This window comes from uncultured Serinicoccus sp. (assembly GCF_947500995.1).
Taxonomy (GTDB): domain Bacteria; phylum Actinomycetota; class Actinomycetes; order Actinomycetales; family Dermatophilaceae; genus Ornithinicoccus.
The window spans coordinates 244,981-262,836 of sequence record NZ_CANMUA010000002.1; the positions used below are offsets into that span (position 1 = coordinate 244,981).

5 protein-coding genes are annotated in these 17,856 nt (G+C 69.5%); all 5 read right to left on the bottom strand.

Annotated elements, in window-relative coordinates; all coding sequences use genetic code 11:
• Nucleotides 1-89: 89 nt before the first annotated feature.
• The 5 genes from Q0967_RS04250 to Q0967_RS04270 are packed head-to-tail and all read right to left on the bottom strand — an operon-like array spanning nt 90 to nt 17,842.
• Nucleotides 90-1,742 (bottom strand): hypothetical protein, encoded by a 1,653-nt coding sequence (locus Q0967_RS04250; RefSeq protein ID WP_299449201.1) that lies wholly within the window; start codon nt 1,740-1,742, stop codon nt 90-92.
• A 6-nt stretch (nt 1,743-1,748) separates the two neighbouring features.
• Nucleotides 1,749-3,980, bottom strand: coding sequence for a 3'-5' exonuclease (locus Q0967_RS04255; RefSeq protein ID WP_299449203.1), 2,232 nt, complete (start codon nt 3,978-3,980; stop codon nt 1,749-1,751).
• Nucleotides 3,980-10,342 (bottom strand): DEAD/DEAH box helicase, encoded by a 6,363-nt coding sequence (locus Q0967_RS04260; RefSeq protein ID WP_299449206.1) that lies wholly within the window; start codon nt 10,340-10,342, stop codon nt 3,980-3,982. The genes Q0967_RS04255 and Q0967_RS04260 overlap by 1 nt, the downstream gene beginning before the upstream one ends.
• Complete coding sequence (locus tag Q0967_RS04265) at nt 10,339-14,979, bottom strand: Eco57I restriction-modification methylase domain-containing protein (protein WP_299449209.1); 4,641 nt, start codon at nt 14,977-14,979, stop codon at nt 10,339-10,341. Before Q0967_RS04265 ends, Q0967_RS04260 begins: the two co-directional genes overlap by 4 nt.
• Before the next feature lies 1 nt (nt 14,980).
• Nucleotides 14,981-17,842, bottom strand: a complete 2,862-nt coding sequence (locus Q0967_RS04270; protein WP_299449212.1) for an SNF2-related protein — start codon at nt 17,840-17,842, stop codon at nt 14,981-14,983.
• Nucleotides 17,843-17,856 lie beyond the last annotated feature (14 nt).

The window sequence follows — 17,856 nt, forward strand, 5'->3', positions numbered from 1 at the left end:
CATCGCGGGTCTCGCATCCATGAAGGTCGCCCTCTCGTGCTGGCATGGATCCACCGACGGTGAGCACGTTGCCGAGAGCAAATGCGCTTTCACCCCGACGACGGCAAGGTCCGTCCCGGGTCGCTACGCATCAGGTCGATCAGAGCTTGACACATCTCAGCCGAGGCGCCTGAGTCCTCGATCCTCTCGATCTGGTCGAGTTGCTTGCGTGCAGAGACCCACGCGGACTTCCCCGACGAGGTGAGCAACCCGTCACCCCCCACGATGTCCCACACACCCACGGGAGGCGCGGGAATCACTCTTCGTCCCGAGTCGCCGGCCATGACCCTCCTACGGCCGGTCTTGGCCACTTTGAGCAGGAGGGTGAACGGACGGGTGTAGTCGTCATTCCTGACCCCCGAGTACCCCAGCACCTCGGTGGTGTAGGACGAGGTGACCGATAGTGATTCGTGCGTGTCCAAGTATGTCTCTATCGCAGCGCCGAGCCGCTCGATAGCCTCTACGTCGAACTCGTAGCGAATCTGTTGCTTCGTGAAGACTTGTCTCAGCGAATCCACGTAGCCAGGGAGATTTTCTCGCACGTGATCTGCGATGCTCCTGCCCAGAAGTTGAGAGACCTTTCGTGGCTCAGCCTTGACTTCCAAGACTGCCTCGAAGTGCTGCATCGCACCCAAAGGCATCCAGTGCTGGTTCTCCGCCAGGACGATCGAGTGGGATTGCAGGACGTTCGAGGCAAACCTCTTCGATCGCCCGATCTCTACGCTGACCGCAGCCGGCAAGAGATCGAGACGGATCGGCGACCTGAGGGATGCTGTCCCGGATTGCGCCCGTTCGGAAATCCCGAGGACCGCGTTGACGTCGAACCGGAAGGTCGGAACCTTGTGCGAGGTATGCAGGGACACCAGTGATCCCCGCGCGTAGATGTCCCGCAGGTCGCGCTCGAGCGGGTCCACCGGTCGGACCGCGAGAATGCTGGCCCGCGCACCGGCAGGTGCGGCCTGGGCGGCACCGGATGGCTCCTTCTGAAGATCGACGGACATCCCCGGGACCTTGATGGGGAACAGCGCCCAAGGCGCCGGATCGGCCCCGGCGATCATCGGACGGTCTCGTTCGTCGTCGACGTCGAGAATCGTCCCGTCGCCCTCCGGCTGAAGGTCGTGCCCTGCCTGCACACCGTCGACGAAGAGGCGCCATCGGGTCGCGATCTTGGCGACGACCTCGGGGTCAGCCCTCTCGAACACCGGCTGCTCCAACTCTTGAATGCGCTCCAGCTCGGTCGAGAGCTCCCACACCCGCATGAACCACTCGTCAACCGACGCCGCTACGTCCTGGTCAACACCCATGAGCGCCGTGAAGTCCAGGAGGGACTGCGATGTTCCAGATCGCGCGATCACCAGGGAGTAGGCCTCGTGAGACGTCCTCTCTGACACCAGAGCCACGCTCGGGAACCGGTGGTCGCCCCAGGTCGCCGCCAGAACGCGTACGCCGGATCCGTCCGCGTGAGCCAACGCCTCGGCCATGGCGAGCGCAGTCTCGAGCCCTCGACCGAACGCACTCCTCAGGACGAGCACGACCTGGAGCCGAGTACCCCTGAGCAGGTGGACGAGGTCGTGCTCGTGCACGTCCTCCGCGTCCAGGACGGCGATGCCCTTTCCCGCACTGCCGAGAGCATCGCGCAAGGCCCGGGAGGCCCCGCCGGTCGCGCCCTCGTCGGTGTCGCTGATGAACTCTGTGCTGCCCACTGCGTCTCAGCCGTCCTTGAGCAGCGAGGACCGCTCACCCGACCACGAGACCGCCAGGACGTCGCGCGCACGGGTGGCCGCGACATACAGCAGCGACCGTTCGCGCAGCATCGCGTCCTGCAGGTCCGCCTCGCTCGCGTCGTACTCCTTGAGCCCCGCAGGCACGGCACCCTCCCGCACCTCGAAGAGCAGCACGCGGGCGAACTCCGTGCCCTTGGCCCGGTGCATCGTCATCACGACCGGCCGCCCGGCCCTGATCGACTCGCGGTCGACGGCACGGACCTCGACACCACGCTCGGCCAGCCCGTTGACGACCCGGTCGCGCTGGAAGCGGTCCCGCACGAGCACCGCCACGGTCTCGGGCACCACGTCGGCCTCCGAGGTCCACGCGCGCACGAGCTCCGCGGCCTCGTCGAGCTCCTCCGACAGCGATGAGCACGGCAGCACCCGTGGCACGGGTCCGGAGCGTGCGGAGCGGTAGTCGTCGTGCTTCTCCGTCTCTCCCTCGAGGTCGCTGTAGTCGGCGCCGTCGAGGACGCCCATGGCCCAGCGCAGGTTCTGCTGAGTGGTCCGGTAGTTCAGCGTGAGCCGGCGGGACCGTCCCCGGGTCTCGATGCCGTAGTGCGAGAGGGTGATCTTCTGCCCGTAGATCCTCTGGTGGGAGTCCTCGGCGACGAACAGGTCGTCCTCACCCGGCGCGACCAGGGCGCGCAGCAGCTGCCAGCGTGTGGACCCCAGGTCCTGCCCCTCGTCCACCAGCACGTGGTCGTAGGGCCGCCGCGCGCCGTGCTCCGCCTGCTGGTCCAGGTGTGCCGCCGCTACACTCGCGGCCTCTGCCCAGTCCAGCGTGCCGTGCGCGCGGGAGGCAGCTCGATACCGCTCCACCACCTCCCACACGGCGGCCCGCTGGCCACGGCTGAGGGAGACACCTCGACCTCGCCGTGGCGCACGGAAATAGGCCGCGGCCGAGGTCACCCGACGAGGCAGCACGACGGTCTCGTACTCCGCCTCCATGAACGCCGGGCTCCGGAGGTGCTCGGGGAGGTCGGGCCCCACCGCCGCGATCGCCTCCCGCCACGCCTCGGACCCGGTGCGTTGCAGCACGTCCGACGTGTCGGCTCCCAGCACGAGCGCGGCTGCCTCACCGATGTCTCGCCCCGCCTCGACGAGCACCGAACGTGCGACGGCATCGACGCCCGCGAGCCGCAACCCCAGCTCGCCCAGACCGCGCACGAGCGGCACCTCCGGGTCGAGCCGACCCATGTCGCGCTCCAGCGCAGCAGCCAGGTTCGTGGTGAACGTCGTCAGGAGCACCCGCGGCGTGGGTCGCCGTGTGGCCAGCGCCCGCGCCCGGTGCAGCACGACCACCGTCTTGCCGGTGCCGGCTCCCCCGGTCACCTTCGCCGGTCCCCGGTAGGGCCGGTCGACGAACTGCTGCTGCAGCGGGTGCAGGAAGATTCGCCACGCGGCGAAGTCGCTGTCCTCCACGACCCGGCGGAGCTCCTCGTCGTCCTCGATCCATGCGAACGACAGCCGCCCGGCCGGATGCTGCAGACCGCGCAGCAGTCGCTCCTCGTCGCTGCCGCTGGTGTCCACCTCGGCGTCCAGGCCCAGCTTGCTGCGCACCTCCTCGACCGGTGTCCCGGCGCTGAGGTCGATGAGGGCCATCCCCTGCCATTCGGCCGGCGCCGCCTCGGCCAGCGTGAGCACGCCCTCTTCGTCGGTGACCGTCATCGCCCTGCCCACGAAGTCCTCGTCCAGTCCGAGCTCGGTGAGCTGCTCGACGGTGAGCCCGTATGCCGGGAGCAGAGCTGGTGAGGTCGGCTCCGGTGCGGCAGCGGGCGGAGCCGCACGCGCAGCCTCTGACGTGGGGACGACCTCTGCCTCAGCCACCGGTGCGGCCGCTGCCGGCTCAATAGTGCGGATCTCGGCGATCCCGGAGATCGGGTTCAGGCGCAGGGAGGTGCGCTCGGCGATCTTGATGGCCTCGTCGTGCGGCCAGATGCCGTGGAAGACGTAGGTGCTGGTGTCGGCCGTCGTGATCTTGAAGAGCACCGCCCGGTAGCCCTGGTCGACCCGCCCGGTGCGCACCCGCTCGTCGGCGGCGTTGACGATGGGCTCGATGTGCAGACCGGGTCGGGTGTCGTCCTCCGAGAGTTTCTCGAGGAAGGCGTAGGCCTTCTTCTTCATGACCGGCTCCAGCGGCCGCTCCTGCTTGGCCATGACGATGGTGGGCATCAGCGTCCTTCCGTAGCGGTCAGGGCCGCAGCGATGAGCTCGGGGTCGGGGGCGAGGACCGTCCATGCGTCGGCGCGCAGGTCGGCCTCCATCTGCGGGTCGGGCTCCAGCAGCACGACGACGCGCTGGTCGGTCCACACCAGGTCGGCGGGCAGCCCGCCAGCGAGCTCGACGCCGATCTCTGGCACCGGCACCCGCAGTGCCGCCAGTCGCGTCGCCAGGGCCTTCTCCTGGGAGGTGAGCTGTTGACCCTCCAGCGCCGCCCACGGCCCGGTGAGCTCCCCCTCGGCGGCTCCGGACCGGGTCGGGGCGGGCTCGCCCTCGAGCTTCTCCACGGCGGTGCGGGCGGTCACCGCCACATCGGGCAGCGCCGAGGTCACCGCGTTGCCGATGCGCAGCCACTCCTGCCACGACTCCTTGTGGGTGGGGCTGTCCACCGCTGTGTCACGGTCGTCGAGCATCACGACCGTCTCCACGCCCGTGCCGAGGCGGCTCAGGACGACGAGATGGTCCCGTCGCCAGAGAAGCCCGCCGGCGGCCCCCTCCACCTCGACACCGTCGAGCAGTGCCGCCGCGGCCTCCGCCAGGGGCCGGTCGGCGGGCAGTCTCAGGGGCTCGGAGTCGGGTGCGAGGACCAGGCCGAGTGCCCGGCCGAGAGCCGTGCGCGGATCGTTGTCATAGGGCCGCTGCAGCCGACCGAGCAGCATGGACAACGGACCGCCCCGGACCTCGTCGACGGCGCCCTGGCCGATCCCCGCCCCGACGCCGCCAGCCGGTCGGGCGAGCAGCTCGGCCATCACGTCCTGACGCAGCCAGTCCGGCCCCGGGGTCGACCCCTCGACGGGCTGGAGGTCGGCATGTGTCACGGACAGCACCTCGATCCCGTTGTCCCGCAGCGTCGCACGCTTGGCGGCATCGTCCTCGATCCGGTTGTGGGCCGGGCTCGCGTGGTAGGTCCAGCCGTCGGCGAAGATGGCGACGGGCGCGACATTGGGGTCGTCGGTGCGCAGGACGAAGTCGGGCTTGCACCCGTGCATCAGGACCTGCGGCGACAGACGCCACACGCGGTCCTGCCCGAGGCCCGTGATCGTGAGCTCGTTGCCGGTGGGCCCCGGCTTCTCCTTGACGGTGGCCCCCGCCGCGGCGAGCCGCTCGGCGAGGACCTTCCGGAAGAGCAGCTCGAGCACGGACTCGGTGTTGGTCGTGCCCACCGGCCCGTCCTCCACCGTCCAGCGCATGGCGTCTGTGTCGAGGTCGCGCCAGGTCTCGTCCTCCGCCAGGCCGAGCACTCCCCGCAGATGCCGTTCTGCCGACACGCGGGACAAGGAGTCGGCTCCTCTGCCCCGAGAATGGGGCAGGAGGCAGCGGTAGCAGGACAGCCGTCCCTCGTCGCGGCAGGGACACTCGGCGAGCACGGCATACGCTTTGACCAGCAGCCGCCAGACCCGCTCCGGCGAGGCGAGGTCGGCGAGGTATCCGGTGCCACCCGGGACGAGGTCGTGCAGCAGCAGCGCCTCGCGCACCTCGGCCGGCGCGCCACCGGGTACGGGTGCGGGGACCGTCTCGACCTGCAGGTGGTCCGGCGCGCCGCCGATCTCTTCGCGCAGTCCCAGCAACAGGGAGGCGGCGAGGCTCGGGACGGCGAAGGCGTCCCCGAGGGTCGCCGAGACCGGGAGGGTGACGACCACACCCTGGGTGCGGAGCTCGCGGGTGAGGGCGACCGTGCGGGTGTCCTCGGTGTTCGACCTGCGGTAGCGGCACCACGGCCGGTGCTCGTCCCGGCTGTTATGGTCGGCGGTGGTGTCGAGCTTGCCGCACCCGGCGCACACCCGGAACAGCGAGGTGGCGACGGGCACCCCGGCCACCTGGCTGTTGACGACCGCTCCTCTCGACCGCGTGCCGACGTTGACCCACCGCAGGTCCACACGGCGGTGGTGCGCCACCCCGAAGTCGCCTCCGGCGACCTTCCACTGCCGCGCGATCCAGGACGGGTCGAGGTCCGCGGCCGCGACCACCGAGAAGCTCGTCCGGGTCCGTTCGTCGCGCTGGTCGTCGATGAGGTCACGGTCGCGCCGCACCTCGGAGTAGACGTGGGTGAGCCGGACGGCGTCGAAACGCTGGCTGGTGTCGGCCAGCTGCGCGCTGCCGCAGCGCGGGCACACGCTCGGGCCGGCGACGGCCTGGGCGTCGACCGCGTATCCGCAGTGTGCGCACCAGACCCACGACCGGACGTGGGCACCGGCCTGACCCAGGTCGAGGCCGTCGATGCGCATCGCCAGGCCGCGCGTGTAGAACGTCGCCCCGGGGGCGAGCTCACGCAAGGCCTGCGCAGAGGCGCGCTGCACCGTCTCGCCCTCCGACTCGTACTGCCCCGTCTCCGGGTCGACCCACGTCACCCGCGCCTCGAGGGTGACGATGTCGTCCAGGAGGGTGTAGTTGGGCAGGATGCCGCGCTCCTCGAGGGCGCTCACCCAGTGCTGGTTGCGCAGCTGGCGTAGATCCCTGCGGGTCAAGCGTTCCGCAGCGACCGCAGTGCGGTAGTCGCGCGTGTCGTCGTCGGAGGCGGCCGGGCCCTCGGCCGCCGCCCGCAGCCCCGGCAGCGCGTCCTCGATCTCGGCGCGGCGTCGCTCCAGCCCCTCCTCGGCGCTGGCCCACTCCTGGCTGGCACGGTGCACCAGGGCGGCCAGCGACTCTCCCTCAGCACCGGTCGCCTCGGGGTCAGGGCTGGCCCACGCGCGGAGTGCCTCGACCACGTCGGGGTCCAGCGTGTCGAAGGAGCCGAGAAAGGTGTCGAGGTAGTGGTCGGACCGTTCCTCCGCCTCGGCGATGACGTCGCCGAGGAACGTCCCTGGGGCCGACGAGCGCAGCGCATCGGCGGCACGACGCGGCATGCGCCGGTCGCCTGCACGAGCGATGGCGTCCACGATCGAGGCGAGGTACTGCCGGCGCAGGATCTCCTCGGCATCGAGGTAGGTGGCCGGTGGGCGCACCTGCCCGTTGATGACCGACAGCGGGTTGCCGAGGCGAGGCAGCTGGTCACCGCGTCCCGTGACGAACGCCAGGTTGAGGGCGTTCCCGGTCAGGCGACCCGCGCGTCCGACCCGCTGGAGATACTTCGCGACGGAGTCCGGCAGCGAGGCGAGCATCACCGTCGACAGGTCACCGATGTCGATCCCCATCTCCAGGGTAGGGGTGGCGACGAGCACGTTGGGCGCGTCCGGCGTCGGCCGCGACGCCTTGAAGCCCTCCTCGATCTCCCGCCGCTCGTCGTCCTCTAGCAGGCCCGTGTGCTCACGGGCGACGACCCGGCGCATGTCGACCGAGGCGTAGAGCCGCCGGTAGAAGTTGTCGTCCCGGGCCGTGGCCCGCAGCCTGCCGGTGCAGCGCACGACCGTGCACGGGGCGCCGTCCAGCTGACCGACCACCTCCGGCGAGGCCGGCACGTGGTCGCGGCAGAGATCGCAGACCAGGAGGGTCCGCCCCGCCGCGAAGTCCCCCTCTCCCGCGGCCTCGATCACGACGTTCCCCGGGGCGATGCCGTATGCCGTGCCCCTGCTCTGCGTCTCCGTCGTCGTGAGCACGTCCTGCGCCGCCAGGGCGGCCAGCAGCCGCTCCGCGAGCTTCGCACCGTGCTGCGGGTTGACCCCGAGACACTTGGCCGCCCACCGGGCATACCAGCTCTGCGGCGAGCGCACCGGGTCCAGGAGCAGCTCCTGCTTGTCCGGCAACGACGGACCGACCCGCGGGAATGCGGGCGCGGAGCGTCCCCGGGGAAACGCGGGCATACCGCCCTTCGGGCGCCCGCCCCAGATGCGGTAGCGGCGCCCGTCCTCCTGGACGTACTTACGCAGCCAGTCGTGGTCGATGCCCCCTCTGTGGCGGATGTGCTCGAGCGTGCCCCGCACCCACGCGGTCAGGTCCCCCTCCCCCGTCTCGGCGACCGGAAGCAGCTCCTGCTCGTCCTGGCCGAGGACGTCGCGGGCGATCGCAAGCAGGCGGGTCGCTGGGCCGGCGGCGACCGAGACGACGATCGAACCAGTCGCCTCCAGCGTTCGGCCGAAGGTCGACTGCAGGCCGACCTCGAGGGAGGCGTCGAGCAACAGCCTCTTCTTGACCCGGTCGCGGTCCCTGCCTGGCACATCCTTGAGAGTGCCCGCGGACCAGAATCGCGCGAACGGCTCCAGCAACAGACAGTCCGGCGGCACCAGCCGGTATCGGCGGAACGGGTCGTCGCCGGCCTCGGCCAGCACTATGTCGACCAGGCTCTCCAGCGTCGTCGGCGCCGAGCCGACCGCGGCCCGCAGCGAGGCCCGCAGGGTCATCGAGTGGGAGCGGGCCTGCACGAAACCGGCACGGTGGGCGGCGTCCTGGACCGAGTCGGTGAAGACGAGCGACTTCTTCTCCCCGGCGTCCAGGGCGGGGTTGCCGAAGAGGACCGACAAGGTCACCGAGAGCATCGTCGCGATCGCGCTGCCGAGGAAGCGGATGCCGTCGGCCTGCTGGCACGAGGGGCAGTCGTCGGCGCGTGCGCGCTCGTCGGCGTCCTTGCCGGTGCGGGTGAGCACGGGCAGCACCCGCCCGGCTCGCATCTCGGGGTCGTCCTCGTCCGGACGACGGTCGAGCAGCCGGCGTCCGGTGACTGAGAGCCAGCGCAACCCTTCGACGGTCCCTTCGGCGCCCGTCGCCTCGGCCACTCGTTCGTCCTCGGCGGGCGCATGCAGGAGCGCGCGGAAGCGCCCCTCGCCGGCCATCCGGTCCCGTCGGATGTTCGTGTCCTCGGCAGTCAGGTCCTCGCCCACGGCTGCCAGCGTGACGCCCCACCCGGAGCGACCGCAGTGCCGGCAGTAGACGGCGGGGAAGGTCCGGCCGACGCGGTCGTCGTCTGAGCCCACCCACGCGCCGTCGTCGCTCCAGTGGTAGGCGGGCACGGCCGAGGCCACGCGGTCGATGCGGGTGAGCTCGCGCACCCAAAAGTTGAGCTCGACCCCGAGGGCGTCGCGACCGGACACCGCCCGCACGTGGCTGAGGGCGGCCACGACGCCTTCGACCGCGCGCACCCGCGTGGCGTGAAGGCGTGAGTCAGGGTCGGGACGAAAGATCGCGTCGACCAGGGTGTCGTAGCCCGCCGCCTCCGAGGCGGCCTCGACCAGGGCGCGGACGTCAGCGTGGCGGCGCACCAGCGTCAGGGGCTCCGCCTCGTGCACATCACCGTCGTGGAGCGCCGCCAGCACCTGTGCGGTCAGGGCGGCAGGGTCCTCCTCGAGCTCGTCGACGACGCGGACCAGCTGCTCAAGCTCCGGCTCGGAGAGCTGGTCCAGCCTCCGAGCCGGAGGGGTCACGTCCGCAGACCCCTTCTCAGGCGCTGACCCCCACTCGTCGACCGTCAGACGGCTCTCCGTGACGACCGCGTCCTCATCCAACTGCTCCCCGAACACGGTGCGGGCGAACGAGAGCATCACGGCCGGGTCACCCTCGTCACCCAGCGTGGCCGAGGTCGCCACGGGCGTCAGCCGGCCCAGTGGTCGCGCCCGGTCGGCGTCGGTCAGGTCAGGGTGGTCATCGGGCCACTGGCTCTTCAGCGCGATGCCGAGCCGCCGGAGCAGTATGGCGACGTCCGTGCCCTGGGCACCGTCGTAGGTGTGGAACTCGTCGAGCACGAGGTAGGTCAGCGACAGCGCGCTCTGCTCCCACAGCGACCGGTCCTCGGCACGCAGCAGCAGCTGGTCGAGCATCTTGTAGTTGGTGAGCAGGATGTCGGGGGCGCTGTCCCGGATGACGGCACGGTCGGTGATGAGCCCTGCTTGCGAGACGGTGGTGCGCGGCCCTGCTTGGTTGCCGGTGTAGACCGCGGCGGTGACCGACGACAGCGCCGGGTCGGTGGTGAGCAGCTCGGTCAGCCGCTTCGCCTGGTCGTCGGCGAGCGCGTTCATCGGGTAGAGGATGATCGCCTTGGTGCCGCTCACCCCGTCCCGCTTGGAGCGCAGCACGTGGTCGAGGATCGGGTGCAGGAACGCCTCGGTCTTGCCCGAGCCCGTGCCGGTCGTGACCAGCGTCGGTAACGGCCGCTGCCCGGGCCCCGTCCGCCCCAGGGAGGACAACCTCGCGTAGGCCTGGGCCTGGTGCCGGTAGGGAGCGAACGGCGGACGCCACTCGAGGTGCTGCTCCCACCCCTCCTCGGCCTGCCGGAACGGCAGGCGGAGCCGGAGGTACGGCCCCTTGAAGAGACCGTCCTGCGGGTCCTCGAGGAACTCCTGCAGCGCGCGACGCGGCTCGGCGTCGGCGAGGGCGAAGGTCGTCGTCAGGTAGTTGACCAGGCCGTCAGCCAGCTCGCGGGCCTGCAGGGTGGGGAGCAGCTCGCTCATGCCGACCCGCCAGCCGCGGACAAGCGACGCTCGAACTCGGCGTATGCCGCGCGCATGTCAGCCTCGCGGTCTAGACTCCCGAAGGGCAGCTCGTAGGTGTACTCGACGCCGCTGCCCGGGTGCACCGCGGTGCGGTCCGTCACGGGCAAGTCGTCCCCCCATCGGCGCCATGAAGTCAAGACCGACCCTGGGACCAGCCTTCCCTTCGAGTCGAAAACGTGCTTCCTACGGTCAGCCCCGACGAGCACCCCGAAATGCGACCTGTAAACCGTGCACAGATCCTCGATCCCGATTCCGACCATTAACGCAATGAGGGCATCGATCTCAACTAGGGCGTCGCGCCGGTCCCGCGCTATTCTGAGACTTACCTGCGGGGACCATTGCGGAGTGACCTCTGACTGCCTATGCCTCACAATGGCGCGATCCAACAAGTACGCGTCGCTCCACCCAGTGCACCAGAGCTCAGCATATGCATCGGTAAGGCAATTCAATTGCAGCACTCGCAGGAGAAGCTGGTCGATTAGTGGGTGGTCCTCATCGACCATCGGCAGGCGCCCGAACGTGGACCCCGAGATGGTCGACCTAGGGATACTACGGATGAGAAAATCCGCCACCAGCGAAGCCGCAAGCCCCGCGGCGGAGATAAGCGACCGGGGATCTGTCGATCCTGGAACCGCGGCGCTTATAATCGTGTGCGTATGCCCCGCCTCGGCCGGGATCAGCGCCGCCATAAGAGTTCTTTCACCGACATTGGCAGCCGTCATCGACCGCCACGCAAGGCGGGGAACAGAACGCACCGGTATCGATGCCTCCGCCGTAGGCCAGGAACCGTATTTCGCATCGTACAAGGGAGTGTCCCAAGCAGGTTTGAATTCAGTGACTGGAACGTCTCGCGGCCCTAGCGCCTCAAGGTCGGCCTCCGTCCAATCTTGCTGATGCTTCAAGGTTGGGTTGGGAGAGGCGGCCAAAGGTGTCGACACCTGAATATGCGAACCTTGAAGAATAGCTTGAGCCCAGGAATCGACGGCCCCCCACTCGGAGACAAAGACACCCCGTTTACGGTCGATGGACTGATCCCAGCCCCTCGAATAATGGAACCCCACGTCCCTCACTAGACGATTGCGAGAGGCTGCCTGGAAAACTCGGGCCTGTGCTGTGTTTACGGCATAGACCATCGGGGCGGACTGCCATGACCCCTCATACCCGGAAGTACGCCCCCAAGTCTCCAGCACGATGTTAGTCACGCGCTGAATGCGTGCCGCGTGCGGGCGCAGGTCCCACCTGCCTTCCTCGTCACGAACGCCTGGCTCTAGGCCACTCCCGTCATGTTGCAGCGAGCGCAAAAGGGTATCTGGGTGGTACAAGGTGACAGCATGCTCGAAATCCACCTCTCCCCGCTGTGCGTACACATGGATGCCGAACTGCTTGTTGTCTTTTATGTCGAATAGCAATAGGGCGTTCACGAAATGCCAGTGCCTCCGGAGATGGCGATATGCCGCCGCCCGCAGGACCTGCGCCTTATCATCATTGAAGTGCGTCTCAGGATGAATCAGGGCAGAAACACCCTGAACTGATGCGTGCCTCCACACCTGAACCATAAAGGCCCGGTACAGATCTGGTTGCCCTGACAAGAGTGGGTAAGTGTCGCTTGCCGCTAACATTTCGGCCAAGGCGAAGGTGTCCCCTGTGGCGAGTACTACGAGGTCTCGGACCCCGCTGACGTGGAGAGCAACGCCCTTCATATCGGCCTTCTCGGCTTCCGAAGGCTTTTGCGCCAGCTCCCACCAGGGGTCGCCCTCGGCTAGGAGACCCTCGACGTTTGATCTGGGCCGCACCCACGGCGGGTTCCCGACCTGCAGGTCGAACCCGCCCTGGGCGAAGACCGTCGCGAAGTCGAGCTCCCAGTGGAAGAAACCCTGCTGCTGAGCGACTCGTTCGCAGACAGCGAGCCACGGATGACGCTCGAGCACCTCGGCCACGCGTACAGCTCCGCTGTAGATGCGGTCCTGCTCCTCGGCCTCACCGAGCTGGTCCCAGTCGGTCAGGTCCTGGAAGGTGTCCATCCACCCACGCTTGCTGTCACGAGTGTCCCGGCCGAGCAGGAGCGTCAGAGCGTCGATCCACTCGTCGAAGGACGGCGGATCGATCTCGGTCTCGGTGAGGGGCCAGAACCACAGTGCGCCCCAGGCATCCATGACGCGTCGCAGTCGTCGGTAGGCGCCGTCCTGGTCGGCCAGTGACACCTCGATCTGCTCGCGGGTGACGGCGTGCGTCTCCGGCGTCTCCTCACGCCCCCAGAGCTTCAGACGGCGGCTGGACTCCTGCTCGGCGATCCGCAGGCGCCGGAGGCTGATCTGCCAGAGCTGCTCGGCTCGCTGCGTCAGGTCCAGTATCTGCTTGACCTGCGTCGTACTAGGCTTCCGTCGTACCGAGGAGCGCCAGGTCTTGAGTGCTCGGACCTCGTCCTCGGCAAGGTCGCGGACAGACCTCGGCGCCTCGACGGCCGACCCCCACCCCCGGGCGGGCAGGAGGAAGTGGTGGACCGCGGCGGTGACGGCATTCCCTATCCCGCCGTCCTCCATCTCCTTCGCGAGGTCGCGCAGGGGGACATCCCGGGGGGTCGAGGTCAGCCATGCCTTGTTCCGGACGTCTGCTGCCGGGTAGACCGCGTGGCGGGCGCCGACGAGCGAGTTGCCGCGGCGGAGGCGCAGTCCGAACCACGGGGCCTGCAGCCCCTCGACCATGGTGTCCAGCCAGAGAGACACCTCGGCCAGCTCCACGGCGGTGGCATTGAGGTCTACGCCGTAGACCTGGTGGAGGGCGATGTGGGCCTTCACCCGCTGCAGCTGGCGCGGGTAGTCGTCCGGGTCGATACGCCGGTCGAGCTCTTCCTGACGCCGGGTGAGGTATTCCCGTGCCAGCTGGTCGACCGCCTCCAGGGCGAACGCACCGGAGCCCAGAGCGGGCTCGCAGACGGTGAGGTCGAGGATCTCGCCGGCGCTGGTGCGGGTGCCGTCCTGGTCGAGCAGCTCCTCCAGCGCCTGCTGCACCGTGAAACGGGTCAGCACCTCCGGCGTGTAGTAGGACGCCGACTGCTGGCGCTCCCGACCCGCCAGGCGGAAGACGAAGGAGCCCTTCGGGTGCACCACCGCGCGGGACTCCCCCGTGTCTGGGTCGACCACACGCACGAAGTCCTTCTCGGCCAAGTGGTCAGCTCGGTCCACCGGCACGACCCAGGACCCCTTGGAGGCATCGCCGTCCTTGGCCACCTCGTAGAGGTCGTCGGTGGCGAAGAACCCGGTGTAGGACATCAGGCCCTCGTAGACCGCGCCGAGCTGGTTGATGCCGAGCTCGACGTAGGAGATGAAGCCCCGCTCACGCCCCTTGCGCTCCTTGCTCAGAAGCAGATGACGCAGGACGCGCTGCACAGCCTCGTTGCCGAGCCGCACCTCGTCGATGAGCGCCGTGGCCTGCGGTCGGAAGAGGTCCGCCCGCAACGGGTCGAACCGAAGCCCCACCGCGCCGGCGTGCGCCTGCTCCTCGGGCGGCCGGTGGCCCGTGTCCACGAGCCGCGAAAGGCGGTGCAGCGACTCGTAGAGGTGGGTGCCCTCACGGGACCGCTGCTGGTGCAGGTCGACCAGGGTCATCTCGCGCAGGCGGTCGAGCCCGTAGCCGGCGTCATACTCGCTCGCTCCCGTGGGGAGGACGCCCAGCTCGGGCGAGGCCTCGGCATACAGGAGGAAAAGGATGCGGTAGAGGTAGCGCAGGGACTGGACGGCCAGCGGCTGCGCCTGGTCGGCGGCCAGTGGCGGCAGGCCCTGTGCCCCTCGGCGGGATACGACCTCGTTGGCGATGATCTCGACCGAGCGACGCACGCCCTCGCGCAGGTCCTCGGAGACACCCACGGTGTGCTGGACCGACTCCTCCAGCACCGAGGACCACCACACGGAGCCGTCGGCGGCCGGACCGAGGGAGTGTGCCTCAAGGCACGTCAGGGCGCGGTCGATCTCACCACCTCGCTTGACGTCGTTGCGTTCGGCCACCAGCTGCAGGTCGATCGCCAGGTAACGGCCCTCGGGCCATCGCTCCTGCTCCGCGATGACGCACCAGCGACCGGCGAGCACCAGCGCGAACGTCGGCGCGTCCTCGCTGACGAACAGGGTAGACAGCTGACGTGCCACGGACGTGACCATGGTGCCGTCCTCGCCCTCCACCGGCTTGAGCAGGGAGTCGGCGTCCTTGGCCAGCACATCCTCGACGGCGCCAGCCGGTTTCGCGAGCACGATGACCAGCGGTGGTGCCCCGGTCAGCCCGGGCGAGGACACCGCGGTGATCGGGCCGTGGGTGTCGAGGGTGAACTCCCCGGTGCGGTAACCGAGCACGTCCATGAGATCGGCATACAGCGCGCGTGCCTCGTCGTGACCGGTGGCGGCCTCCTCGCTGACCGCGCCGAGGCGGCGCTGCAGGTCGGCGCGTCGCTCCGTGAAGCGGGAGCGGGCGGTGGGGGTGTCCTGATCGTCCCACGCCTTGCGTCGAGCCACGACCTGAGCGTGGAACGACTCGTTGCGCGCGTCGGTGGTGAAGTAGTGCTCGCTGATCCAGTCCTCGCCGATGACGAAGGCATCGCTGATGGCCATGTCAGCCTTCCTGTACGGGATGGTCGGAGGGCACGACGACGAGCAGCGGGCGCACCAGCTGCCGGTCGGGGGCACGCTCGGCGGCGAGCCTCTGCTCCTCGGCGACGCCCGTGCGGCGGGTGCGCACCTGCGAGCGCTGGATGAGGACGTCGGCCTCCTCGGTCCACGACTGCGCACGGTGCACCCACTCGTCGACGCGGCGGAGGGTCTCGGCCTCGGCGGCAGCCACGACGGTCTTGAGCTGGTCCCGCGCGCTCTGGACCGCCGTCGGCATCAACCGGTCGAGCTGGTATGCCGCGGCGACCGCGCCGGGGTTGCTGCCCCCACGGCTCACACCGACCGCGGTCAGCATGGCCTCGGCGCTCTCGTGCACGGTGACGGGGGCGAAGCCGGGACCGCCGCGGGGGAAGTCGACCTGCAGCCAGGTCGACGTGACCGTGTGGCCCGAGCGGTTCGTCAACGAGCCGAGGAGCAGGACCGCGGGCGCCTCGACTGTCCCCCGGACGGCGAAGACCTGGTTGCGGGCCAGGCTCGCCAGGGCACGGTCGCTCACCCAGTCGAGGACGGGGTGCAGCGGTGCGAGGTAGTGCGCCTCGGGCCAGGACGAGTCTGAAGCGTCGCTGAGCGCGCCGGCGAGCAACGCCTGCCCCTTGGCCTTCGTGGTCGCGAGCTTGAAGGTGTCGGTGACGCGGCGGTCGCGCAGATAGGACTGAGGCAGCACCTCGAGTCGTCGACGCAGGTCCGACGGCGGTGCGAGCTCGACGACCTGCTCATGGGTGTGTTCGCGCCAGCTGACGCCTCCGCCCTGCTCCGCCGGCGGCTGCTGGGGCTGGGTGTAGACCTCGAGGAGCGCCTCCTTGAGGAAGTCGGAGGGGGCGGCGTACAGGCCCTTCTCGCCCGCCGCGGACCCGGTCGCCGTGGTTGCCTTGCCCCCCAGTGCCTGGAGCCGGGCGAGGAGGCCGGCGACGTCGTCCCGCTGCGCGACCTCGTCCGGGTTGGCCACCACGTCGTCGAGGTCACGCTGGCCCGCGAGGACCTCGCGGATGCGGCTCTCCTCCGCCTCCACGTCATACTCGCCCATCAAGCCGGCGACATCCCCGAGCGCGGTGTGGGCCTCGTGCTCCTTCTCCATCAGCCGGGTGAGCACCCGCAAGTCGCCGGAGAAACGGGGGTGAGTGGGCTCGAGCAGGAGGGTGGTGATCTGCGGGCGGTGGCGCTGACCGTAGCGGTCGATGCGGCCGTTGCGCTGCTCGAGCCGGATGAGCGACCAGGGGATGTCGTAGTGCACGAGCTCGTGACACTGCAGGTGCAGGTTGACGCCCTCGGAGGCGACGTCTCCAGTGATGAGGACGCGGATCGGCGAGGTCGTCTGCTTGAAGCTCTCGACGATGCCCTGCTGGTCCTGGTCGGACAGGCCGCCGTGCAGGATGGCCACGGCGTCGGCGGGGAGTTCGAGGTCGCGGCGGACGCGCTCTGCGAGCCAGTGCAGGGTGGCGATCCGCTCGGCGAAGACGACAACCCGATCGGGGCTGCCGGGGACCACACCGACGGACCGGAGGTGGTCCAACAGCGCGGCATACTTGCCGCCCGTCTCGGTGAGGCTGCGCTGGTTAACGTCACGGAGGCGCTGGAGCGCCTCGATCTCGGCCGCCTCCGCCGGGTGATCCGCGTCGAGCCGGGCGATGCGCTGGCGGAGGGTCTCCTCCAGGGCAGCCGGGGAGGAGAGGAAGGCCTTGGCGAGCGTCCACGGGAAGAGCCCGGAGCCCTTGGAGTGCGGGCTTCTCCCGCCGTGGGGGTGCAGCCACGTGTCGGCCAGCTCGTGGGCGACGTCGTCCTCGCCGGGTGAGGCGGGCACGAGGATGTTCTGCGGCTCGAGGCGCTCGGCCCAGGCGGCACCGACCACGCGGGCGACCTCGGGGCTGTGGCGGTGCCGGCGCAGCACCAGGCGCCGCACCTCGTCCTCGACCAGCGACCCGTCGGGACGGACCGCGGTCGGCTCGAGGAGGCGGATGAGCTCGGCGAAGGACTCTGCCTTGCCGTTGTGCGGGGTCGCGGAGGCGAGGATCAGCGCGTCGGTCTGCGGCGCCAGCGTGGTGGCGAGCTTGTTGTTCTGCGTGGCCGAGTTGGTGATGTTGTGCGACTCGTCGATGACGACCGCGTCCCACCGGTGCTTCTTGAGGTGCGCGAGGTAGCGCTCGCTCTTCAGCGTGTCGATGGAGATGATGGCGCGCTTGTAGAGCGAGAACGGGTTGCGGGTGGCGGGCAGCTGCTGACGCACCCGTTGGATGCCGACCGAGTCGAGGCGCACGAACGGCAGGGCGAACCTGGTCCACATCTCGTGCTGCATCTGCTCGAGGACGTGCCGGGGCGTGACGATGAGGATGCGCTCGCCGCGGCCGCGTCGGACGAGCTCGGACAGGATCATGCCGATCTCGAGGGTCTTTCCGAGGCCCACGGCATCGGCGAGCAGGATCCGCGGGCGAAGGTTGGCGGGGTCGAGGGCGCGGCGCACGGCCTCCTGCTGGTAGTCCAGCGGGTCCGCGAGCGCCTGTGTCGAGACGGTCACCGAGGGGTCGTCCACGGGCAGGGGCGTCTTGCGCAGCGTCGACTCGAGCCAGAGGAGCGAGCGGCGGTAGCCCGGTGAGTCGTCGCCGACGACCTTGGCCTCGGCAGGGTCGAGCACCTCGATCTCGTCGAGGGCCTCGTAGAACATGGCCGGCGCGTCCTTGACGAGCTCGGTGAGCCCGCGCACGGAGACGAGGGCCCCGTCGGTGGCTTGCTCGACGTTGGTGACCAGCCACTCCTCGTCACGGACGACGACGACTGAGCCTGGCGCCACTGCCAGCGTGGACGTGGAAGTCAACGCTCCACCCCTAC